The 20759-nt window shown below is 43.7% G+C and carries 31 protein-coding genes and 1 tRNA gene; 28 read left to right on the top strand and 4 right to left on the bottom strand.

Annotated elements, in window-relative coordinates; translation table 11 throughout:
- The first annotated feature begins 506 nt into the window (after positions 1 to 506).
- Positions 507 to 947 (top strand): hypothetical protein, encoded by a 441-nt coding sequence (locus ACP69U_RS11450; protein ID WP_025652175.1) that lies wholly within the window; start codon positions 507 to 509, stop codon positions 945 to 947.
- Positions 948 to 1287: 340 nt separating this feature from the next.
- On the opposite strand, the gene ACP69U_RS11445 is transcribed toward ACP69U_RS11450, so the two are convergent.
- The 4 genes from ACP69U_RS11445 to gatC form a co-directional block, all read right to left on the bottom strand.
- A tRNA-Pro gene (locus ACP69U_RS11445) sits at positions 1288 to 1364 on the bottom strand.
- A 118-nt stretch (positions 1365 to 1482) separates the two neighbouring features.
- Positions 1483 to 3009, bottom strand: a complete 1527-nt coding sequence (gene gatB / locus ACP69U_RS11440; RefSeq protein WP_426138583.1) for an Asp-tRNA(Asn)/Glu-tRNA(Gln) amidotransferase subunit GatB — start codon at positions 3007 to 3009, stop codon at positions 1483 to 1485.
- Positions 3009 to 4505 (bottom strand): Asp-tRNA(Asn)/Glu-tRNA(Gln) amidotransferase subunit GatA, encoded by a 1497-nt coding sequence (gene gatA / locus ACP69U_RS11435; RefSeq protein WP_426138582.1) that lies wholly within the window; start codon positions 4503 to 4505, stop codon positions 3009 to 3011. Before gatA ends, gatB begins: the two co-directional genes overlap by 1 nt.
- A gap of 68 nt (positions 4506 to 4573) precedes the next feature.
- Positions 4574 to 4888: an Asp-tRNA(Asn)/Glu-tRNA(Gln) amidotransferase subunit GatC gene (gene gatC, locus ACP69U_RS11430; protein WP_045446594.1), complete on the bottom strand. Its 315-nt coding sequence runs from the start codon at positions 4886 to 4888 to the stop codon at positions 4574 to 4576.
- A 642-nt stretch (positions 4889 to 5530) separates the two neighbouring features.
- Here gatC and ACP69U_RS11425 point away from each other — a divergent pair.
- The 27 genes from ACP69U_RS11425 to rplO all read left to right on the top strand — a co-directional run bounded on the left by ACP69U_RS11425 (position 5531) and on the right by rplO (position 20742).
- The gene (locus ACP69U_RS11425; RefSeq protein WP_055125266.1) at positions 5531 to 6568 is read left to right on the top strand and encodes a rod shape-determining protein; all 1038 of its coding nucleotides are present in this window, start codon (positions 5531 to 5533) and stop codon (positions 6566 to 6568) included.
- Positions 6569 to 6757: 189 nt separating this feature from the next.
- Positions 6758 to 7618, top strand: a complete 861-nt coding sequence (mreC, locus tag ACP69U_RS11420) for a rod shape-determining protein MreC (protein WP_426138581.1) — start codon at positions 6758 to 6760, stop codon at positions 7616 to 7618.
- Positions 7608 to 7793 carry a hypothetical protein gene (locus tag ACP69U_RS11415; RefSeq protein WP_045446597.1) on the top strand — a complete coding sequence of 62 codons (186 nt, stop codon included), beginning with the start codon at positions 7608 to 7610 and terminating at the stop codon, positions 7791 to 7793. Before mreC ends, ACP69U_RS11415 begins: the two co-directional genes overlap by 11 nt.
- Positions 7780 to 8265, top strand: coding sequence for a rod shape-determining protein MreD (mreD, locus tag ACP69U_RS11410; RefSeq protein ID WP_426138580.1), 486 nt, complete (start codon positions 7780 to 7782; stop codon positions 8263 to 8265). Before ACP69U_RS11415 ends, mreD begins: the two co-directional genes overlap by 14 nt.
- A gap of 131 nt (positions 8266 to 8396) precedes the next feature.
- Positions 8397 to 9062 carry a Maf family protein gene (locus tag ACP69U_RS11405; RefSeq protein ID WP_060490530.1) on the top strand — a complete coding sequence of 222 codons (666 nt, stop codon included), beginning with the start codon at positions 8397 to 8399 and terminating at the stop codon, positions 9060 to 9062.
- A gap of 178 nt (positions 9063 to 9240) precedes the next feature.
- Positions 9241 to 10851, top strand: a complete 1611-nt coding sequence (locus ACP69U_RS11400) for an Rne/Rng family ribonuclease (protein WP_060490531.1) — start codon at positions 9241 to 9243, stop codon at positions 10849 to 10851.
- A gap of 455 nt (positions 10852 to 11306) precedes the next feature.
- Positions 11307 to 11618: a 30S ribosomal protein S10 gene (gene rpsJ / locus ACP69U_RS11395; RefSeq protein WP_010196670.1), complete on the top strand. Its 312-nt coding sequence runs from the start codon at positions 11307 to 11309 to the stop codon at positions 11616 to 11618.
- Positions 11619 to 11666: 48 nt separating this feature from the next.
- Positions 11667 to 12305: a 50S ribosomal protein L3 gene (rplC, locus tag ACP69U_RS11390; protein WP_055125271.1), complete on the top strand. Its 639-nt coding sequence runs from the start codon at positions 11667 to 11669 to the stop codon at positions 12303 to 12305.
- A 14-nt stretch (positions 12306 to 12319) separates the two neighbouring features.
- The gene (rplD, locus tag ACP69U_RS11385) at positions 12320 to 12922 is read left to right on the top strand and encodes a 50S ribosomal protein L4 (protein ID WP_045446611.1); all 603 of its coding nucleotides are present in this window, start codon (positions 12320 to 12322) and stop codon (positions 12920 to 12922) included.
- Positions 12919 to 13269 (top strand): 50S ribosomal protein L23, encoded by a 351-nt coding sequence (gene rplW / locus ACP69U_RS11380; protein ID WP_010196677.1) that lies wholly within the window; start codon positions 12919 to 12921, stop codon positions 13267 to 13269. Before rplD ends, rplW begins: the two co-directional genes overlap by 4 nt.
- Positions 13270 to 13280: 11 nt before the next feature.
- Positions 13281 to 14108 carry a 50S ribosomal protein L2 gene (rplB, locus tag ACP69U_RS11375; protein ID WP_055125272.1) on the top strand — a complete coding sequence of 276 codons (828 nt, stop codon included), beginning with the start codon at positions 13281 to 13283 and terminating at the stop codon, positions 14106 to 14108.
- Positions 14109 to 14120: 12 nt separating this feature from the next.
- A complete protein-coding gene (gene rpsS / locus ACP69U_RS11370) occupies positions 14121 to 14396 on the top strand; it encodes a 30S ribosomal protein S19 (protein WP_010196682.1) in 276 nt (91 codons plus the stop codon).
- 10 nt (positions 14397 to 14406) lie between these two features.
- Positions 14407 to 14736 carry a 50S ribosomal protein L22 gene (gene rplV / locus ACP69U_RS11365; RefSeq protein ID WP_045446615.1) on the top strand — a complete coding sequence of 110 codons (330 nt, stop codon included), beginning with the start codon at positions 14407 to 14409 and terminating at the stop codon, positions 14734 to 14736.
- A gap of 3 nt (positions 14737 to 14739) precedes the next feature.
- Positions 14740 to 15468 (top strand): 30S ribosomal protein S3, encoded by a 729-nt coding sequence (gene rpsC / locus ACP69U_RS11360; RefSeq protein ID WP_045446618.1) that lies wholly within the window; start codon positions 14740 to 14742, stop codon positions 15466 to 15468.
- 3 nt (positions 15469 to 15471) lie between these two features.
- On the top strand, positions 15472 to 15885 hold the full coding sequence (gene rplP, locus ACP69U_RS11355) for a 50S ribosomal protein L16 (RefSeq protein WP_055125273.1): 414 nt from the start codon (positions 15472 to 15474) through the stop codon (positions 15883 to 15885).
- Entirely contained in the window at positions 15885 to 16082 is a 198-nt protein-coding gene (rpmC, locus tag ACP69U_RS11350) for a 50S ribosomal protein L29 (RefSeq protein WP_011279794.1), read from the top strand. Before rplP ends, rpmC begins: the two co-directional genes overlap by 1 nt.
- Positions 16079 to 16351: a 30S ribosomal protein S17 gene (gene rpsQ, locus ACP69U_RS11345; RefSeq protein WP_045446623.1), complete on the top strand. Its 273-nt coding sequence runs from the start codon at positions 16079 to 16081 to the stop codon at positions 16349 to 16351. The genes rpmC and rpsQ overlap by 4 nt, the downstream gene beginning before the upstream one ends.
- A 181-nt stretch (positions 16352 to 16532) precedes the next feature.
- A complete protein-coding gene (gene rplN / locus ACP69U_RS11340; RefSeq protein WP_010196702.1) occupies positions 16533 to 16901 on the top strand; it encodes a 50S ribosomal protein L14 in 369 nt (122 codons plus the stop codon).
- 8 nt (positions 16902 to 16909) lie between these two features.
- Entirely contained in the window at positions 16910 to 17227 is a 318-nt protein-coding gene (gene rplX, locus ACP69U_RS11335) for a 50S ribosomal protein L24 (RefSeq protein WP_045446626.1), read from the top strand.
- Positions 17228 to 17248: 21 nt separating this feature from the next.
- Positions 17249 to 17785 (top strand): 50S ribosomal protein L5, encoded by a 537-nt coding sequence (gene rplE / locus ACP69U_RS11330; RefSeq protein ID WP_011512858.1) that lies wholly within the window; start codon positions 17249 to 17251, stop codon positions 17783 to 17785.
- 12 nt (positions 17786 to 17797) lie between these two features.
- Positions 17798 to 18103: a 30S ribosomal protein S14 gene (rpsN, locus tag ACP69U_RS11325; RefSeq protein WP_021813378.1), complete on the top strand. Its 306-nt coding sequence runs from the start codon at positions 17798 to 17800 to the stop codon at positions 18101 to 18103.
- Between the two features lie 11 nt (positions 18104 to 18114).
- Positions 18115 to 18513, top strand: a complete 399-nt coding sequence (rpsH, locus tag ACP69U_RS11320; protein WP_045446631.1) for a 30S ribosomal protein S8 — start codon at positions 18115 to 18117, stop codon at positions 18511 to 18513.
- Between the two features lie 175 nt (positions 18514 to 18688).
- Entirely contained in the window at positions 18689 to 19222 is a 534-nt protein-coding gene (gene rplF / locus ACP69U_RS11315) for a 50S ribosomal protein L6 (protein ID WP_045446634.1), read from the top strand.
- 11 nt (positions 19223 to 19233) lie between these two features.
- Positions 19234 to 19584 carry a 50S ribosomal protein L18 gene (gene rplR / locus ACP69U_RS11310; protein WP_021813381.1) on the top strand — a complete coding sequence of 117 codons (351 nt, stop codon included), beginning with the start codon at positions 19234 to 19236 and terminating at the stop codon, positions 19582 to 19584.
- Positions 19585 to 19586: 2 nt separating this feature from the next.
- Entirely contained in the window at positions 19587 to 20102 is a 516-nt protein-coding gene (rpsE, locus tag ACP69U_RS11305; protein WP_010196711.1) for a 30S ribosomal protein S5, read from the top strand.
- A gap of 20 nt (positions 20103 to 20122) precedes the next feature.
- Complete coding sequence (rpmD, locus tag ACP69U_RS11300) at positions 20123 to 20302, top strand: 50S ribosomal protein L30 (protein ID WP_010196714.1); 180 nt, start codon at positions 20123 to 20125, stop codon at positions 20300 to 20302.
- Positions 20302 to 20742 carry a 50S ribosomal protein L15 gene (gene rplO, locus ACP69U_RS11295; protein WP_426138579.1) on the top strand — a complete coding sequence of 147 codons (441 nt, stop codon included), beginning with the start codon at positions 20302 to 20304 and terminating at the stop codon, positions 20740 to 20742. The genes rpmD and rplO overlap by 1 nt, the downstream gene beginning before the upstream one ends.
- Positions 20743 to 20759 lie beyond the last annotated feature (17 nt).

Genomic DNA, 20759 nt, shown 5'->3' with positions numbered 1-20759 from the left:
TCGACGCTTCAATCAGCATGCGAACGGCGCGTTCTTTAATCTCAGGAGTGTAGGTTTGTCTTTTCATTGTCATATTCTCTCAGAATGTTGAGTCTCCGACAATCCCGGGGCGGTTCAAAAGCATGATATTCATCATATAAAAATTAAGTTGAATAGCGCTTCTCAATAATGCCTTACTATTAAAACTAAGATGATAACCTATGATAAATAACCATCTATACCATACTTCATGCATGACAATTCCACTACTTGTCGCTGCCTGTGCGTCTATGTCTATGGTAATAACTTTGGCTATGATAAAAAACCCTACTTTGCCATAAGAACCTATCTTAAAAGGTATTTGACAAGCAATTAATAGTGCATGGCTCCTATCAAATTGAGAAAATAAACGGTATTTATGAAGTATCAAGTTCTGAGAAAAAAAGCAGTTATACATATGATAAAATCAAGAAACAGTTCGAATTGTTTGAAGAAATAAAGATGTTGATTATGATAGGTAGTATATTATGAACAAATGGCTAGTCGCAGTTATATCAATAGGAATAACAGTTAATGCTAATGCTGAAGTATTCAGTATGATGGATCAGTTTTTTGAAGATTTTGAGGTCGTAGATGACGACTACCATTATGTAGACTTAAACACTGCATCTATTTTTTTTGATTCAATGGATCGAGTGGCTAATGAAAAAATCAATAACGAGCAACCTGAGTTTAATCTGGGAGATAAAAATTACCTGATGAGCTGGAAAATGAACTTATATTCAAGCTCAATAGCAGTTAAGAATATGGAGCCTAGCCTTCAAGAATTAGGTGTTGATGAACTTTGTCAGAGTTTTTATAGTGCAAAATATCAAGCAGCTAATAATGTTGTGGTTAAGCTATCAAGTTATGACAATCAAGATAATCTAGTAGAAACAGTGGTTTTAAACAAAGAGGTCTGCTCGTAGTATAGCAGTATGTAGGTTTTATAAAGCGTAAAAATAATAGGGTTGGAAGGAAGTGAGATGTTTATTAATCATAAGCGGTGCCCAGATTGTGGAACTAGGCTTAGAAAGAATGATTGGCGGTGTAGAAATTGCGAGAGTCAAAGCTTAACTAATTGGTCGCTCACATTGCCAATGTGGGTAATCGGCTTGTTGATTATCGGAATAACAGCGACATTTATGATTGGTAATTTATGTAATGCCGAGCTGCTTCATCCAGTCATGAATAACTTTGGCATACAATGTTAATTTTTGCCAAAAAAATAACTCAACGACCTAAGCCGTTGAGTTATTTAGTATTTCTTGGTCGGAACGGCAGGATTTGAACCTGCGACCACTACACCCCCAGTGTAGTGCGCTACCAGACTGCGCTACGCCCCGAATGACTGACTATTTTACGCAAAATTATGCATATTGCAAGGGCTATTTATAGTAGCCAAAATCTATCACATTATTTTGCCTATTACAGTCAGCTGAACCAACCAGTAGCTTGCCTTACTTAACCCAAAAGCTCTCTTAAGATTTGGTTCACTTGCTGCGGGTTGGCACTACCGCGGCTGGCTTTCATGACTTGACCGACCAGACCGTTAAAGGCTTTTTCTTTACCGCCACGATATTCTTCAACCATGGCTGCATTCTTAGCGATGACTTCTTCAACGATGGCTTTGATAGCGCCCGTATCGGTTTCTTGCTTAAGACCTTTTTCTTCGATGATTTTATCAGCGGCATCATCAGCATCACCGCCTTCGCGCTCGTATAGGGCGCTAAAGACTTTCTTAGCCAATTTGCCAGATAGCGTATCGTCTTTGATTCGGGCTAGCATACCAGCCAATTGCTTGGCGCTGATAGGGGAGTCAGTAATTTCTTTATCATCTTTATTTAGCGCACCGAGTAGGTCACCCATCACCCAATTGCCAGCCATTTTGGCATCTGCTTGCCCAATTTCTGCGACCACAGCTTCAAAGTAATCGGCAATTTGACGACTGCCAGTCAAGATACGTGCATCGTATTCTGATAGACCAAGCGCTTTTTCAAAACGCGCACGACGAGCAACTGGTAGCTCCGGCATTGCTGCACGAATGCTATCAACCGTATGCTGTTCGATACGCACAGGTAGCAAGTCAGGGTCAGGGAAATAGCGATAATCGTTGGCATCTTCTTTGGTACGCATCACACGAGTTTCATCACGCTCTGGATCATAAAGCATGGTCGCTTGAACGACTTTGCCACCGTCTTCTAAGATATCGATCTGACGCTCGATTTCACGATTGATGGCACGCTCAATAAAGCGGAACGAGTTGAGGTTTTTCAGCTCAGTACGTGTACCCAATTCAGCACCAGGCTTACGGATAGAGACGTTACAATCACAGCGGAATGAGCCTTCTGCCATCACTGCGTCTGAGATACCAAGCCACGTGACCAGCTGATGAATGGCTTTGATGTAGGCAAGTGCTTCGTGAGCAGAGCGCATGTCTGGCTCAGAGACGATTTCGATTAATGGCGTACCAGCACGGTTCAAATCCACACCAGTCATACCATCGACGGCGTCGTGTACTGACTTGCCAGCGTCTTCTTCTAAATGCGCACGAGTGATACCCATACGTTTGGGATATTCGTTCTTATCCCCTTCATTGACCACGACATCGATATAGCCTTCGCCAACGATAGGGTTGGCCATCTGGGTGATTTGATAGCCTTTAGGCAAATCTGGATAGAAGTAGTTTTTACGGTCAAACGTATTAAATAGACCCAACTCAGCGTTGACGCCGATACCGAATTTTAAGGCACGATTGACCACGCCAGCATTTAGCACTGGCAATACACCAGGCAGACCTAAGTCTACAATGCTGGCTTGGCTGTTTGGCTCATGACCAAAATCAGTTGGCGCACTTGAGAATATTTTACTCTCCGTATTTAGCTGGCAGTGAATCTCAATGCCGATGACCACTTCATAACCATCGACGAAAAGCTCTTTACGTACGGCGTGTTCACGGACGGCATTGTTATCAGTAATAGCTGTACTCATTATACCGTCTCCTTCGCGATGGCAGAGTGTTGTAGATGATGATCTGTATGCTGCTGGAATAAGTGAGCAGTCGTGAGTAATTGGCTCTCTTGCCAATGTTGACCGATTAACTGTAAGCCAACAGGCAAACCTTCTGAGGTTAGACCAACTGGCTGGCTAACCGCAGGTAGACCCGCTAAGTTAACAGCGATGGTATAAACGTCACCCAAGTACATGGTCGCAGGATCAAGGTTGTCAGTAAGCTTGTAAGCAGCGGTTGGTGCTGTTGGGCTAGCAATCACATCACAGCTAGCAAACGCTTCATCGAAGTCTTTGACGATTAAGCGGCGAATCTTCTGTGCTTTAGTATAGTACGCATCGAAGTAGCCAGCCGATAGCGCATAAGTGCCGGTCAAAATACGGCGCTGTACTTCAGGACCAAAGCCTTCAGAGCGTGAACGCGTGTATAGATCGAGCAGATCGGTTGGATTCTCACAGCGATAGCCAAAACGTACGCCGTCGAAACGTGACAAGTTAGATGAGGCTTCTGCAGGTGCTAGCATATAGTAAGTAGCAAGCGTGATTTCAGGATCAGTAATGTTCACTTCGACAATCGTCGCACCCAGCTCTTCATATTTTTTCAGAGCAGCACGTACGGCTGTTTCTACCTCAGCGTCTAATCCAGCACTAAAGTATTCTTTTGCCACACCAATGCGCAAGCCAGAAAATGGCTTATCACCAGCCGCGGCTTCAGCATCATTGATGTCTTGTACGTAGTCAGGCATATCGTATTTGATAGAAGTCGCATCGCGTGGATCGTGACCAATCATTGGCTGTAGCAGATAGGCACAATCTTTAGCGCTGCGTCCCATGCTACCAGCTTGATCAAGGCTTGAGGCATAGGCAATCATACCAAAGCGAGAGACGCGACCATAGGTTGGCTTGATACCGGTTAAACCACAAAATGAGGCAGGCTGACGAATAGAGCCGCCAGTATCACTACCCGTTGCGACTGGGACAAAACCTGCGGCAACGGCGGCAGCACTACCACCTGATGAACCACCAGGGACGCGCTCTAGGTTCCAAGGGTTCTGCACAGTGCCATAGTAAGAGCTGCTGTTGTCTGAGCCCATCGCAAACTCATCCATATTGAGCTTGCCTAAACTAATCATGCCTGCTTTGTCGATGTTAGAAACGATGGTAGCATCATAAGGCGAGATAAAGTTATGCAGCATCTTAGAGCCACAAGTCGTCAGTACACCTTGAGTACAAAAAATGTCTTTGTGCGCCATCGGTACGCCAAGTAATGGACGCTGATCGCCTTGTGCGCGCATCTCATCTGCTGCCTTTGCTTGCGCGCGTGCTGTCTCAGAAGTATGAGTGATAAAGCTGTTTATCTCGCCATCTAACGCATTGATGCGCTTGATATAGTGTTCGGTTAATTCCGCGCTGCTAAATTGTTTGTCTTGCAAGCCCGTAATAAGCTGCTGGGTACTTAATAAATGAAGTTCTGACATAAGGTGTCGTCCGTCAAAATGTGAATAGCATAAAGTAAAATAGAGTAGCGGTTAAAGCAGCGCGCTGCTTATTCAATCACTTGTGGAACCAAATATAAGCCATCTTCAACAGCTGGGGCGACTGACTGATTGCGCGCGCGGTTGATATCGTGTTTGGCCACATCAGCCCGCAATTCTTGGCAAGCTTCATGAATGTTTGCTAAGGGTTTGATGCCTGTAGTATCCACGTTAGATAGCGTATTCATAAGTTTTAATACTTTACTAATATCGTCGGCATAGCTATCGGCTGTGCTTTCATCGACACCCAAACGTGCAAGGTTGGCAACTTCTAGGATTTCTTCACGGCTGACGTTGCTGTCAGACGTTGCTGGTTGCTGTGACATAGTTTCTCCAGTGAAGGACAGTTTTTGTTAGAGTAGAATGCGGCTAAAATAGACAAGCATTAGATATAGATAATTATTAACACAAACTAAAACAAGGGGTTTATCTTAAGATGTATATATAGTGGCTTTATTATAAAGCATCTGGCTTAAGTTTACAGAGCATGACGCTTGATTGATGCACAATATCAACCAAGATGGCGTGATTTGCAAAATTGACCGTATAATTCACGATTGATTCTCAATTGCTTACCCATTACGTTCTGAAATACGTTACAGTATGCACCTGTGCTGCTAAGCAAAATTATCATTTGCCTGTAGAGCCTTGTTAGTTATTGAATTAAATGATGTTTCATTAAGTCGAATGGTGTTTACTGCTATTTTAAACTTTGTAACAACTTTTAGCGTTTAAGACCAAAATCCTGACTTACTGATGCAAATATCTGTGTTTTTTTTGAGCCAAATCGGTATAATTTAGCTCAGTTTTTCCATTGCATCATTATTGCTTAGGTTTGACTTGTTGCGAGGTTCAAATTTCGCCATAAGTAATGTCTAACGACGACCTGCTCAACGCTGACGAGTAACGCCTCAGTCAATCTCATTCGCCTCATTCGCCTCATTCGCCTCATTTGTAATACGCTGGAAATATTAGTCATGAACCTGTTTGGATTTTTATCAAATAATATCGCTATCGACCTCGGTACTGCGAACACTCTCATTTTTATTCCTAATAAAGGCGTCGTACTTGACGAGCCTACGGTGGTTGCGTTACGAAGTAATCGTACCCAAAACCCTACCGTTGCGGCTGTTGGTATTGATGCCAAGCAGATGCTTGGTCGTACACCTGCCAACATTACAGCGATTCGCCCATTAAAAGACGGCGTGATTGCTGACTTTGAAGTGACGCAAAAAATGCTCAAGCATTTCATAACGAAGGTAAAAGCCAAGCGTTTTATGGCGCAGCCTAACGTGGTGGTTTGTGTGCCTTGTAAGTCTACTCTGGTTGAGCGTAAAGCGATTCGTGAAGCGGTATCTTCAGCAGGTGCGAGTAAAGTACTATTGTTAGAAGAGCCAATGGCAGCTGCCATCGGTGCTGGCTTGCCAGTTCATGAGGCCAGCGGTTCGATGGTGGTTGATATTGGTGGCGGCACGACGGAGATTGCCGTTATCGCTTTATCTGGTTGCGTTTATGCTGAGTCGATTCGTATCGGTGGCGATATGTTTGATGACGCGATTATCACCCATGTGCGCCGTACCCATGGTTGCGTGATTGGTGAGACGACAGCTGAGCGTATTAAGCACGAAGTTGGCTCTGCTTTGAATGAAGACAGTCAGCTAGAAGTTGAAGTTCGCGGTCGTAGCATGGCAGAAGGCGTGCCAAAAACCTTTACTGTCAACTCAGAAGAAGTACAAAAAGCCCTGAGTGATCCGCTGAGCGGTATCGTTAGCGCGGTGAAAGCTGCACTTGAGCAGACGCCACCTGAGCTGTCATCAGATATCGCAGAGCGTGGTATTGTCTTGACGGGCGGCGGTGCGCTGTTGCGTGATTTGGACAAATTGATTTCAAGAGAGACAGGTCTACCTGTGACCGTTGCTGAAGATCCATTGACTTGCGTCAGCCGCGGCGGTGGTATTGCACTTGATTTTATCAATAACAAAAGCTTGAACATGATTTTTGTTTAGATTGCTTTAGTTAAGCACTGCGGTATTGATAAATCATCTTCGTCGTGCTTGATGATAGCTTGCGTAAAAATAGTGGGTCAAAACAGTATAAAATTAAAGGTAGCCAGTTGCGCTGCCTTTAATTGCATTAATCAACTAGAACCCAGTACTGGCTACTGCTTATTTTATAACTCCTGAGTTAGACGACTTATGACCCCAAGTATTTTTGCGCGCCAGCCGTTAGCACTTCGTAAGACTGCCATTGTATTAATAGCAGCTCTAATACTGATGTGGTTCGATAGCAAAAATTCAGAATGGTTTAATCCAGTACGTAGTACCAGTCATGCCGCTATGCAGCCTATTTATGAGCTATCACTGTTACCGAGTTATGCCAAGCATTGGGCAGGTGGCAGCTTACAGTCTAAAGAAGCGCTGCGCCGCGAAAACATGCAATTGAAGTCTCAGCTTATCCATGCGCAAGCCAAGTTGCAGCAGCAAGATTATATTTTGGCACAAAATGCGCGCCTGCAAGGTATTTTATCAACGACTAAGCCTGAACAATTTGATCTTAATTTGGCACAGGTAATCGGTACAGACACCAACTTACTCAGACAAATCGTAGTGCTCAATAAAGGCGTTCAAGACGGGGTTCAAGTTGGACAAACAGTGATTGATGAGGACGGTATTTTAGGGCAGATTATTAATGTCTATCCCAATACCAGTCGCCTACTATTGATTACTGATGAGCAGCAATCGGTTGCGGTTACGGTTAAGCGCACAGGTCAACGCGCTATCGTGACAGGGCAAGGCATACCAACCTCATTAAGCCTTGATTATGTATTCAAAACCTCAGACGTGCGTGTGGGTGATGAGCTGGTGTCATCAGGATTGGGTGGGCGTATTCCAGCAGGGTATCGTGTCGGGCGTATCGCCCATATTAAAGATACTCAAGCCGATAACTTTAGAAGTATAGAAGTGACCCCAGCGGCGAACTTTATCGATAATGCGTATGTATTAGTCTTGCAATATAAGCTGGTGAATAAAAATAATATGACTCTCAATGACCGTTAAGAAGTTAGGCGCTAAACACGTAAGCACCAATCAGACAATGGCTGGCATCTATTTATTAACTGGTCTGTTTGTCGATACATTTTCAGCCATGGTTTTTACCCCATCAATGCCCACTCATGCTTTAACAGCAGCCATCAATACATTCGTTAAGGTAAGTACCCATGTCGTATCCTGATTCTGAGAATGCAACGGTACTACTGATTGCTACCATCATTCTAAGTTTTGTTATTGCGTCATCGCTCAATGTATATCCGTTAAGTCCTAGTATGGCTACCTTACGCCCTATGGTCATGATCATGGTGCTGATTTTTTGGTTGTTATTTCAGCCACGCTATGTTGGTATTTTTACAGCATTTACCATCGGTCTCATTGCTGACTTACTCATGGATACCCATTTGGGACAGCAAGCCTTTGCCGCCGTGGCAGTCGCCTTCTTCATAAAAATAACCAGTATTTATATTAGGCAACTAAATACCATCAGTGCATGGTTATTAGCAAGCTTAGGATTGTTTGTTTTTCAATTATGTTTATGGATATTGCAGATGTTTATCCAGAATGTCTTTGTCGCACAATCTGCCTTATCACTGTTGATGAGTATAATCAGCTGGCCATTGGTACTACTGGCTTTGCGTAAATTTGCGTCATAAGAAAAATTCTGCTAATAACCAATAAGATTGTAGCGCTGGTGTTTATTAATCATGACTAACTAATGTTAATGCACTAACAGGCAGCAGTTTTCGGTAGTAGGCAGATAAATTCAGATATAAAGAGAGTAGCGATGGATATTATTTTAGCTTCTGGTTCGCCGCGCCGTCGTGAGCTGTTAGAAAGAGCACAACTAGAATTTAGCACATTGAGTGTAGATGTCGATGAAACAAAGCATGATGATGAGTCACCTACAGACTATATCGAGCGCATGGTCGCCACTAAAGCTGAGGCTGCCATACAGCAACTAGCATCACGCTTGAAAACGGATAAAAGCTGTTTTTCTGACTCATTTATCATTCTAACGTCTGATACCATCGGTGTGCTGGCAGATGGTCAAACAGTGCTGGTCAAGCCAGTCGATCGTGAGCACGCTTATAGCATGTGGCAACAGATGTCTGATAGTGTCCATGAAGTATGGACAGCAGTTCAAGCAACGCATGTATCATTATCTTCTAAAGTGGCTAACAGCTCAACTCATGAGCCAGTATTTCAAATCATTAATCAGCAACGAATCACTGAGCGTACCGAAGTGACCTTTATAGCGCTCACTGCAGAGATGATGAGTAACTATTGGGAAAGTGGTGAGCCTGCTGATAAAGCGGGTGGTTATGGTATACAAGGTTTGGGTGCTATTTGGGTCAGCCGTATCAATGGTAGCTATACCAATGTCGTGGGTTTACCACTTCCACAAACGCTGGCGTTAATTAAAAACGTCACAGATATTAGTGTCAAGTAAAATACCAGACAGACCCTGATGGAGATTATTGGTCTCTCAGAGATTGGCTGTCACTCTAACCTGCTGCACATAATAACACGCGAGAGTAATGGGCGAGAGCCAGCTGCATTTGTTACACTATAAAGATAATAGACGATGAACGTCTAACAAGAAAGCTGAGAGATAAGAGAAAAACATTATGTCCGAAGAGCTGCTGATTAATATTAGTCCAATGGAATCCCGTGTCGCAGTCTTAGACAATGGCATCTTGGGCGAGATTTATATTGAACGTCATCATAAATTGGGTCTGGTCGGCAATATCTATCTGGGTACAGTCGTACGCGTTTTACCTGGTATGCAGGCAGCATTCGTTGATATCGGGCAGTCGCGGACAGCATTTTTACATGTCAATGATATGCAGCGTGAGCCGCGTCCAGTAGCAGAAAATAAAAGTAAAGCGGCTGACAATAGCGATAAAAACTCGGATAGCAATATAGAAGATGCTGTGGTAGAAAATAGTACTAATAACTTGGCTGTCACGCCACCGGTGATTAGTATACAAAATACCGAAGTCATCCCTGTTTCTAAAACGTTGATTCAACATCGCTTGCATGAAAGCCAACGTATTTTAGTGCAAGTGACCAAAGATCAGTTGGGCAGTAAAGGCGCTCGCTTGACCACCAATATATCCTTGCCATCTCGCTATTTGGTGTATCTACCTTCAAGCGAACACATTGGTATCTCACAACGTATTGATGGGGAAGAGGAGCGCACCCGTCTTAAAACTGAGTTGTCTAGTTTGATGCAAACGGTCAATCTAAAAGGCGGTCTCATCGCTCGTACCGCTGCTGAACGTGTCCCTGTCGATAAGCTTGAAGAAGACATTTATTATCTATTGCAGCTGTGGCGTACCATCTGCGCGCGTCGCCAAGAGATGAAACAACATCAAAGTTCTGAGCTTATTTATCAAGAGCTATCATTACCGCTGCGCTCTATCCGTGATTTGGTACACGCGGATACCGAGAAAGTCATCATTGATAATGCACAAATTTATGAACAAGTCAGATCCTTTGCCAAAGAGTTTGTGCCTTTTGTCTATGACCGCATTGTACATTATACCGCTGAGCCATCTTTGTTTGATGTCCATCGCGTCGAAGATGATTTGCGTGATGCTTTAAAACGTCGCGTAGATTTAAAATCAGGTGGCTATCTCATTATCGACCAAACAGAAGCGATGACCACGATCGATGTCAATACGGGATCATTCGTAGGCGGGCGTTCGTTAGAAGATACGGTTTATAAAACCAATCTTGAGGCAACTCATGCAATCGCCCGTCAGCTGCGTTTGCGTAATCTAGGTGGTATTATCATCCTAGACTTTATTGACATGCTTGAACAGCAGCATAAAGATGATGTGTTAGAGAGCCTGCAATCACAGCTAGTACAAGACTATGCCAAAACTAAGATTACTCAGGTCAGTGAGCTTGGGTTAGTAGAGATGACGCGTAAACGTACGCGTGAGTCGCTCGGACAGCAGCTATGTGAGCCGTGCTCGACCTGTCAAGGACGCGGCTTTGTTAAAACGGCTGAGACAGTGTGCTTTGAGATATTCCGTGAAATCATGCGTTGTGCTCGTACTTATAACTCTCCCAAGAAATTTACGGTCGTTGCTCATGCTGCAGTGATTGATTTACTTCTCACTTCAGAGTCAGACACGGTGGCAGATTTAGAGTATTTACTTGGTAGAGTGATTACCTTTGATGTCGAAAATCTCTATACTCAAGAGCAATATGACATTGTTTTGGATTAACGGTTTTAGATGGATGTTTCATAGCTTTAGATTAACAGTGCATAATTATCGATTCATATAAGCGTGATTATTAAGCACAGATACGGTTGTTTACATATTACTGTTTATAAAGGGTAATATCATAAGTCGCTACAGATATTACCCTTGCAATGACTGAAATACTATGTATAATATACACCACTGAATTATATATGCGCCGCCAATCAAACAGCGGGCGCTATGACAGCTAGAGCATCGTTTCTAGCACTATTTCATTATGCCTTTGCTGACATCCTATAATGGAAGGGTCGGCGGGGCTTTAAACTATTTTGCTTTTGGCACGCTACAAGTTCGGATAAAGAACTCATTCTGGTTAAGAACAGAAGGCCGCTTTAAGTGAATATTTAACCAAACGGCTTTTGATCATATCTTTGCAAAGCAAAAATGACAAAAGCACATATTAGGAGCTTGCTGGCATGGCTAACCAGAGAATCCGTATCCGTCTTAAGTCTTTTGATCATCGTCTGATTGATCAATCTGCACAAGAGATTGTTGATACTGCAAAGCGCACCGGTGCGCAAGTTTGTGGTCCTGTACCGTTGCCGACTCGCATTGAGCGCTTCAACGTTCTAACTTCACCACACGTAAACAAAGACGCTCGTGATCAGTACGAGATCCGTACTCATAAGCGTATGGTTGACATCGTTCAACCTACCGACAAAACTGTGGATGCGCTAATGAAGCTTGACTTGGCGGCGGGTGTTGACGTTCAAATTGCTTTGGGTTAATGCACATAAACACCCAACCCATTAATATAAGATATAAAGAGGTCTAAAATGGCGATCGGTTTAGTCGGTAAAAAATGCGGCATGACCCGTGTCTTCACTGAAGCAGGCGCATCTATCCCTGTAACAGTGGTTGAGATCAGTGCTAATCGCATTACTCAAGTAAAAAATACTGATGTAGATGGCTATCAAGCCATCCAAGTTACCACAGGTACCCGTCGTGACAGCCGCGTAGCAGCAGCTCAAAAAGGTCACTTCGCTAAAGCTGGCGTTGCCGCTGGTCGTGGTGTTTGGGAATTTCGTGCCAATGATAGCGATCTTGAAGGTCGTGAAATTGGTGGTGAGATCCTAGCTGACTTGTTCGAACAAGGTCAGATGGTTGATGTCACAGGTAACAGTAAAGGTAAAGGCTTTCAAGGCGGCGTGAAGCGTCACAACTTCAGCATGCAAGATGCCACTCATGGTAACTCAGTATCTCACCGTGCCATTGGTTCAACTGGTCAAAACCAGTCACCAGGTAAAGTCTTCAAAGGCAAAAAAATGCCAGGTCAGATGGGTAACAAACGCGTTACCGTTCAGGGCCTAGAAGTGATATCGGTTGATGTTGAAAAAGGGTTACTTGTCATCAAGGGTGCTATCCCAGGTGCCACCGGTGGCGATGTCATCGTACGTCCGTCAGTCAAAGCCTAAGCAAGGGGATTAACGTGGATTTAAAAACAGTTACAGGGGCGGCAGTTGAGCTTTCTGATACGGCTTTCGGTCGTGAATTCAACGAAGCATTAGTGCATCAAGTCGTCACCGCATATCTTGCTGGTGCTCGTCAAGGTACACGCGCTCAAAAAACCCGTGCCGAAGTTTCTGGTGGTGGCATTAAGCCATGGCGCCAAAAAGGTACTGGTCGCGCTCGTGCAGGTTCTATTCGTAGCCCAATCTGGCGTGGGGGCGGTCGTGCATTCGCGGCTAAACCACAGGATTGGTCACAGAAAGTTAACCGTAAAATGTATCGCGGTGCTATGCAGTGTATCTTAGCTGAATTGATTCGCCAAGAGCGTTTGATTTTGGTCGAAGAGCTAAGCGTTTCTGGACCTAAGACTAAAGAGTTGATTGCAAAGTTAGGTGAGTTAAATGCATCACGTGCATTAATCGTCACTAAAGAAGTTGACGAAAACTTATACTTAGCTGCTCGCAACATCCCACATGTCAATGTACTTGATACAAGTGAAGTGGATCCAGTGAGCTTGATCGCTTTTGATAAAGTGATCATGACAGTCGAAGCTGCGAAACAATTTGAGGAAGCACTAGCATGAATAACGCAAGACTTTATCAGATCCTAAGAGGACCTGTATTCTCAGAGAAATCTCAAATGCTTGGCGACTCACTTGGTGTGCAGGTATTTAAAATTGACTCTAACGCTACTAAGCTTGAAGTCAAAAAAGCGGTTGAGATGATGTTTGAAGGTGTTGAAGTTTTAAAAGTAAACACTTTGAATGTTAAAGGTAAGACAAAGCGTTTTGGTAAAAGTATCGGCCGTCGTAATGACTACAAAAAAGCCTACGTTACCTTAAAAGCTGGTCAAGATGTACAAATGGCTGATGCTGGTGAAGAGGTCGCGAATACGACTGCTTCTACTAGTGAAACAGCGAACAACGAATAAGGATTACACTCATGCCTATCGTAAAAGCAAAGCCAACATCACCAGGCCGTCGTTTTGTTGAAAAAGTGGTGCATCCACACCTTTATAAAGGTCGTCCGTTTGCAGCGCTTCTCGAATCAAAAAGTAAAACTGGTGGTCGTAACAATAATGGTCGCATAACGACTCGTCATATTGGCGGTGGTCATAAGCAGCATTATCGTATTATCGATTTCAAACGTACTAAAGACAATATCCCAGCCACGGTAGAGCGTATTGAATACGATCCTAACCGTACTGCGCACATTGCTTTACTTAAGTACGCTGATGGCGAACGTCGCTATATCATTGCTGCTAAAAAACAAGCAGTTGGCGATACAGTAATGTCAGGTGAGCTATCACCGATTCGTCCAGGTAACTGTTTACCGCTAAAAAACATCCCATTGGGTACTGTGATCCATAATATCGAACTTAAGATCGGTAAAGGCGCACAGATGGCTCGTTCTGCGGGTGCTAGCGTTCAGTTGTTAGGTCGTGAAGGTATTTATGCTATTCTACGTATGCGCTCTGGCGAAACACGCCGTGTACACGTGAACTGCCGTGCCGTTATTGGTGAAGTTTCTAACACTGAGAACAACTTGAAATCACTTGGTAAAGCCGGTGCTTCACGTTGGCGTGGTGTTCGTCCTTCTGTTCGTGGTGTTGCTATGAACCCGGTTGATCACCCACATGGTGGTGGTGAAGGTCGTAATAAAGGTCGCCATCCAACCAGCCCTTGGGGTCAGAAGTCTAAAGGACTTAAAACGCGTAGTAATAAGCGTACTGACAATATGATCATCCGCCGTCGCGCCAAGAAGAAATAAAGGAAGAATTTCATGCCTCGTTCATTGAAAAAAGGTCCATTCATAGACGCGCATTTGTTTGCTAAAGTTGAGAATGCATTAGACACCAACTCACGCAAGCCAATTAAGACTTGGTCGCGCCGCTCGATGATCCTACCACAAATGGTTGGCTTAACCTTGTCTGTTCACAATGGCCGTACTCATGTACCGGTTATCGTGAGTGAACAGATGGTTGGTCATAAACTAGGTGAATTTGCCCCGACTCGTACGTATCGTGGTCATGGCATTGACAAAAAAGCTAAGAGATAAGGTGCTTACCATGGAAGTAACTGCAAAATTACGCGGTGCCGCCATATCGGCACAAAAAGTTAGACTCGTTGCCGATGAAGTTCGTGGCAAATCTATCGAGCGTGCTTTGGATATCCTAACGTATAGTAATAAAAAAGGCGCTGTATTTGTTAAGAAATGTCTTAACTCAGCCATCGCCAATGCCGAACACAACAACGGTCTAGATATTGATACCCTTAAAGTATCAACCATCTACGTTGATGAAGGCATTACGCTAAAACGTATCCTACCACGTGCTAAAGGTCGCGCTGATCGTATCAGTAAGCGTACCTGTCACATCACTATAAAGGTAGGAGAATAAGTTATGGGTCAAAAAGTACATCCAATCGGAATTCGTCTTGGTGTTGTAAAGAAGCATAACGCAAACTGGTATGCTAACCCTAAACAATACTCAGAATACCTAATCAACGACATTCAAGTTCGTGAATATCTGCGCAAAAAGCTTGATAGTGCTATGATTAGCAAAATCATGATTGAGCGTCCTACAGGTGCTGCTAAGATTACCATCGCCACTGCGCGTCCTGGTATCGTTATCGGTAAGAAAGGCGAAGACATCGAAAGACTTCAAAAAGAATTGACCAAAATTATGGGCGTACCTGCTCAGGTCAACATTGAAGAAATCACCTCGCCTGATCTTGATGCTCATTTAGTAGCGGAAGGTATCGCAAGTCAGCTTGAGCGTCGTGTTATGTTCCGCCGTGCTATGAAGCGCGCCGTACAGAACAGCATGCGTTCTGGTGCTAAAGGTATTAAAGTTGAGCTGTCTGGCCGTCTTGGCGGTGCTGAGATTGCTCGTACTGAATGGTACCGTGAAGGTCGTGTGCCATTGCATACACTACGCGCTGATATCGACTATTCGTCAGTACGTGCGGAAACTACTTACGGCACCATCGGTGTAAAAGTTTGGATCTTCCGTGGCGAAATCCTTGACGGTATGAACAGTGTATACAATCCCGTTAAAGAAGAGCAGACTCGTGCGCCAAAACGCCGTGGTCGTGGAAACGGAAACCGTCGAAACACAGACAGAGGTTAAACTATGTTACAGCCAAAACGTACCAAGTTTCGTAAAATGCACAAAGGTCGTAACACTGGGCTAGCTCATCGTGGAAGCACCGTTGCATTCGGACAAATTGGTCTAAAATCGTTGACTCGTGGTCGTATGACTGCCCGTCAAATTGAAGCAGCACGTCGTACCATCACTCGTAAAATTAAGCGTGGTGGTAAGATTTGGATTCGTGTATTCCCAGACAAACCAATTACCAATAAACCACTAGAAGTACGTATGGGTAAAGGTAAAGGTCCTGTAGAATATTGGGTATGCGAAATCAAACCTGGTAAAGTGCTATATGAACTCGAAGGGGTTTCAGAAGAACTTGCTCGCGAAGCGTTCACGCTTGCTGCAGCAAAACTGCCCTTTAAAACTACCATTGTTAAGCGGACGATAATGTAATGAAGATCAGTGAATTACGTGATAAATCATTAGAAGAACTGACTCAGTTACTTGATGAAAAGCAACTTGATGCTTTCCGTATTCGTATGGCTAAAGCAACTGGTCAGTTGGGTAATACCCATGAAGTACGTGTTAATCGTCGTGCGATTGCTCAGCTTCAGACTTTGATTAACGAGAAACAACGAGGCGACTCATGAGCGATAACAATCAAACAGCTAATGCTAGCGTATTGACAGGACGAGTTGTCAGTGACAAGATGGACAAGTCCATCACAGTTTTGATTGAGCGTCTGGTTCGTCATCCTTTGTATGGCAAGCAGCTTCGTCGTTCTACAAAAATCAAAGCCCATGATGAGAATAACGTTTGCCAACAAGGCGACCTTGTCCGCATCAAAGAAACGCGTCCAATCTCTAAAACCAAGTCTTGGACTTTGGTTGAAGTGGTTGAAAAAGTAGAAAAAATCTAAGTAAATTGCATTAAAAGCCAGAAGCTGTTAAAATAGCCGCCTTTTTAAGGATGCTGATTGCGCCGAGCGTATATCACTCACATTAAGAGTAGCAGCGGTTATTATTATTAAAATGCCGACTACTCATACTGTGCTAGCGGTAGCAACTGGTTTTTATTGCTCATACGTGTGGAGTAACGCTATGATTCAGGTTGAATCGATGCTGGAAGTTGCAGATAATAGCGGTGCAAGACGAGTTCAGTGCATTAAAGTACTGGGTGGCTCTCATCGTCGTTATGCATCAGTTGGCGACATTATTAAAGTAACGGTTAAAGAAGCCATTCCTCGTGGTCGTGTTAAAAAAGGCGACGTGATGAATGCTGTAGTTGTACGCACCAAAAAAGGCGTTCGTCGTCCTGATGGTTCTGTTCTGCGTTTTGACGACAATGCTGCGGTATTGTTAAATCAAAATAAAGCACCGATTGCAACTCGTATTTTTGGACCGGTAACTCGTGAACTACGTGGTGATCAGTTTATGAAAATTGTATCACTAGCACCAGAAGTATTGTGAGGTAATCCATGTCAAAATTACGTAAAGGCGATACAGTTATCGTGATTGCTGGGAAAGACAAAGGCAAGCAAGGTACTGTACAAGCTGTAAAAAATGATCGTATTAAAGTTGAAGGCATTAATATTGTCACTAAACATCAGAAGCCAAATCAGGCAACTGGCGTTGAAGGTGGCATTCTTAAGAAAGAAGCTTTTCTACATATCTCAAATGTCGCAATATTAAATGCGCAAACCCAAAAAGCTGATCGTATTACTTATCAGTTCGGCGAAGACGGCAAGAAACAACGCGTCTATCGTTCGAACGGTGAAGTAGTGGCGACTGCGTAAGACACTAAGGGTGTAATGGTAATGGCAAGATTAAAATCTTTATATAACGAAGAATTAAAGCAGCAAATCAAAGAAGAGCTTGGTTTGGCTAATGTGATGCAAGTGCCTAAAATCACTAAAATCACACTTAACATGGGTGTAGGCGGCGCGTCTCAAGACAAGAAATTGCTTGAAGGTGCAGTAGCTGATATGACCGCTATCGCTGGTCAAAAACCTGTCGTCACCAAAGCGCGTAAATCAGTTGCTGGCTTTAAAATTCGTGAAGAATGGCCAATTGGCTGCAAAGTAACGCTACGCGGTGAGCAAATGTACGAATTTTTAGATCGTCTCATTGCCATTGCAATTCCTCGTATTCGTGATTTCCGCGGTTTTTCACCTAAAGCCTTTGACGGACGTGGTAACTACTCATTGGGTATCAAAGAACAGATCGTATTCCCAGAAGTAGATTTTGACAAGATTGATCGTATCCGCGGTATGGATGTGACAATCACCACGTCAGCTCAATCTGATGAAGAAGGTCGCGCGTTGCTTAAAGCATTCGGCTTCCCATTTAAATAAGGTAAAGACGTTATGGCAAAGAAGAGCATGATTAACCGCGAATTAAAGCGCGAAAAAATGGTTGCTAAGTACGCTGATAAGCGTATCAAGCTAAAAGAAACTATCAGTGATATGACTGCAAGTGACGAAACTCGTATGGAAGCGATGCTAGAGCTACAAGCTCTTCCACGCAATTCATCGCCAGTACGTCTACGTAATCGTTGTGCTATCACCGGTCGTCCTCACGGTTACTTCCGCAAGTTTGGCTTATCACGCAATATGCTGCGTGAGCGTGTCATGCAAGGCGATGTGCCTGGTGTTCGTAAAGCAAGCTGGTAAGGGGTAACTATATGAGTATGCAAGATACCGTTGGGGATATGCTAACCCGTATTCGTAACGCACAAATGGCTAACAAAGTATCGGTAGCAATGCCGAGCTCTAAATTACGTAAATCAATTGCTGATTTGCTAGTTAGCGAAGGTTATGTGGCGAGCGCTGTTGTTACTGAAGAAGCAAACAATAAAGCAACCCTATCTATCGAATTGAAATACTTCGAAGGCCGCGCTGTCATCGAAACGATTCAACGTTTTAGCCGTCCTGGTTTACGCCAGTTCCGCGGTAAAGACGCTATCCCTACTGTTAAGCAAGGTATGGGTGTTGCTATCGTATCAACTAGCCAAGGCATCATGAGTGATCGTGCTGCACGCGCTGCTGGTATCGGTGGTGAAATCGTCGCATTTGTAGCGTAAGCTACACGACGATAAAGTCTATTTGATGATTGTTAGACTTCTATTGATTGAGTAATAATGAATTATTTCAAATTGATAGGTGTCTAACGCAGTCAACTATGCTAAACTAACACGCTTTTTAGCCTGTTAGTTTTTTCGCTAATATAAAGAAGTTAATTTTTTAAGGAATATTCCTATGTCTCGTGTGGCTAAAGCCCCAGTGACACTGCCAAACGGCGTAAGTGTTACTTTGAACGATCGGCAGGTCGAAGTGAAAGGCAAGAACGGCATTTTGTCTTTACGCCTGCATGAATTGGTCGAGCTGAAACAGGAAGATGATGCGATCATTTTCTCACCTACAGTCGATTCAAAAGAAGCTATGATGCACACTGGCACCATGCGCGCTCTTGTTAACAACTATGTTAAAGGCGTGAATGAAGGCTTTGAAAAGCGTCTTCAGTTAATTGGTGTTGGTTATCGCGCACAAGTTGCTGGTAACAAGGTAACTTTGAACGTTGGTTACTCTCATCCAGTAGAATATACGTTGCCTGAAGGTGTGTCAGCTGAAACCCCAACGCAAACTGAAATTGTTTTGAAATCAAACAATAAACAGCAGCTTGGTCAAGCAGCGGCTAATATCCGCGGTTTCCGCCCACCTGAGCCTTATAAAGGTAAAGGTATTCGTTATAGTGACGAGCATGTGATTCGCAAAGAAGCCAAGAAAAAATAAGGTGAGTTGAAATGTTTGATAAAAAAGCAGCTCGTCTGCGTCGAGCTAAGAAAACCCGCGCGCATATCCGTTTCTTAGGCGTTCATCGCTTAACGGTTACTCGCACGCCAAAACATATTTATGCCCAGATTATCTCTCCTACCGGTGGTGAAGTGATTGCTCAGGCATCTACCTTAGACGGCAGCTTGCGCTCAGGCGCGACTGGCAATGCTGATGCAGCAACGTCTGTGGGCCAAATGATCGCAGAACGCGCAAAAGCAGCTGGTATCACTAAAGTTGCCTTTGACCGTAGTGGTTTTAAATATCATGGTCGAGTTAAAGCTTTAGCAGAAGCAGCTCGCGAAAACGGATTGGAGTTTTAATCATGGCTAGAAATGATAAAAATGATAAAAATGAACAGACTGACGGTCTAGTAGAACGCTTAGTTACCGTTGATCGCGTTGCAAAAGTTGTTAAAGGTGGTCGTATTTTCTCTTTCACTGCATTGACTGTAGTGGGCGATGGCAATGGTCGTGTTGGTTTTGGTCGCGGTAAAGCACGTGAAGTGCCAGCTGCTATCCAAAAAGCACTAGAAGCTGCCAAACGTAATATGATTACTGTTGAGCTTAATGATGCAACTTTGTATCATCCGATCAAAGCACGTCATGGTGCTAGTAAAGTTTATATGCAGCCTGCATCTGAAGGTACTGGCGTAATCGCTGGTGGCGCAATGCGTGCTGTATTAGAAGTTGCTGGTGTCAAAGATGTTTTGACTAAATGTTATGGTTCTACCAATACTGCTAACGTTGTTCGCGCAACGTTTAACGGTTTACGTGATATGTCAACTCCAGAGAAGATGGCAGCAAAACGTGGTAAATCTGTAGACGAAATCTTGGGTTAACTTAGACTAGGTGAGTTACGATGAAAAAAATGAAAGTCACTCAATTTAAATCGGGTGCCCATCGCCTAAAGAGCCACAAAGCGAGCTTGAAAGGATTGGGTTTACGCCGTATTAATCATACTGTTGAAGTAGAAGATACACCTTCAACACGTGGTATGGTCAATCGCGTTAACTACATGGTAAAAGTGGAGGAAGCGTAATGGGTCTTAGATTAAATGAATTATCACCAGGTGTTGGCGCAAAGAAAACTGCCCAACGTCGTGGTCGTGGTATCGGTTCAGGTCTTGGTAAGACTGGTGGTCGTGGTGTAAAAGGTCAGAAATCTCGTTCAGGTTCTAGCATACGCTCAGGATTTGAAGGTGGTCAAATGCCTTTATATCGTCGTCTACCGAAATTTGGTTTTACCAGTAAAATGGCAATGAAGACGGCTGAAGTACGTCTTTCTGAACTAAATAAAATTGATGGCGATGTGGTTAGCCTTGAAACACTTAAAGCTGCTAACCTAATCCGTCACGACATGAAGCGTGCCCGTATTATGTTGTCAGGCGAAGTCACTAAGGCTTATACCTTTAAAAGTATCAAAGTGACTAAAGGCGCTAAGCTAGCAATCGAAGCTGCTGGTGGTAGCATCGAGGAGTAGTAACGTGTCAAAACAAT

The sequence above is a fragment of the Psychrobacter sp. TWR1-1-1 genome (assembly GCF_049895865.1).
Classification (GTDB): domain Bacteria; phylum Pseudomonadota; class Gammaproteobacteria; order Pseudomonadales; family Moraxellaceae; genus Psychrobacter; species Psychrobacter immobilis_A.
The sequence above is the reverse complement of the archived record's forward strand: the minus strand, read 5'-3'. Positions and strand labels throughout refer to the sequence as shown.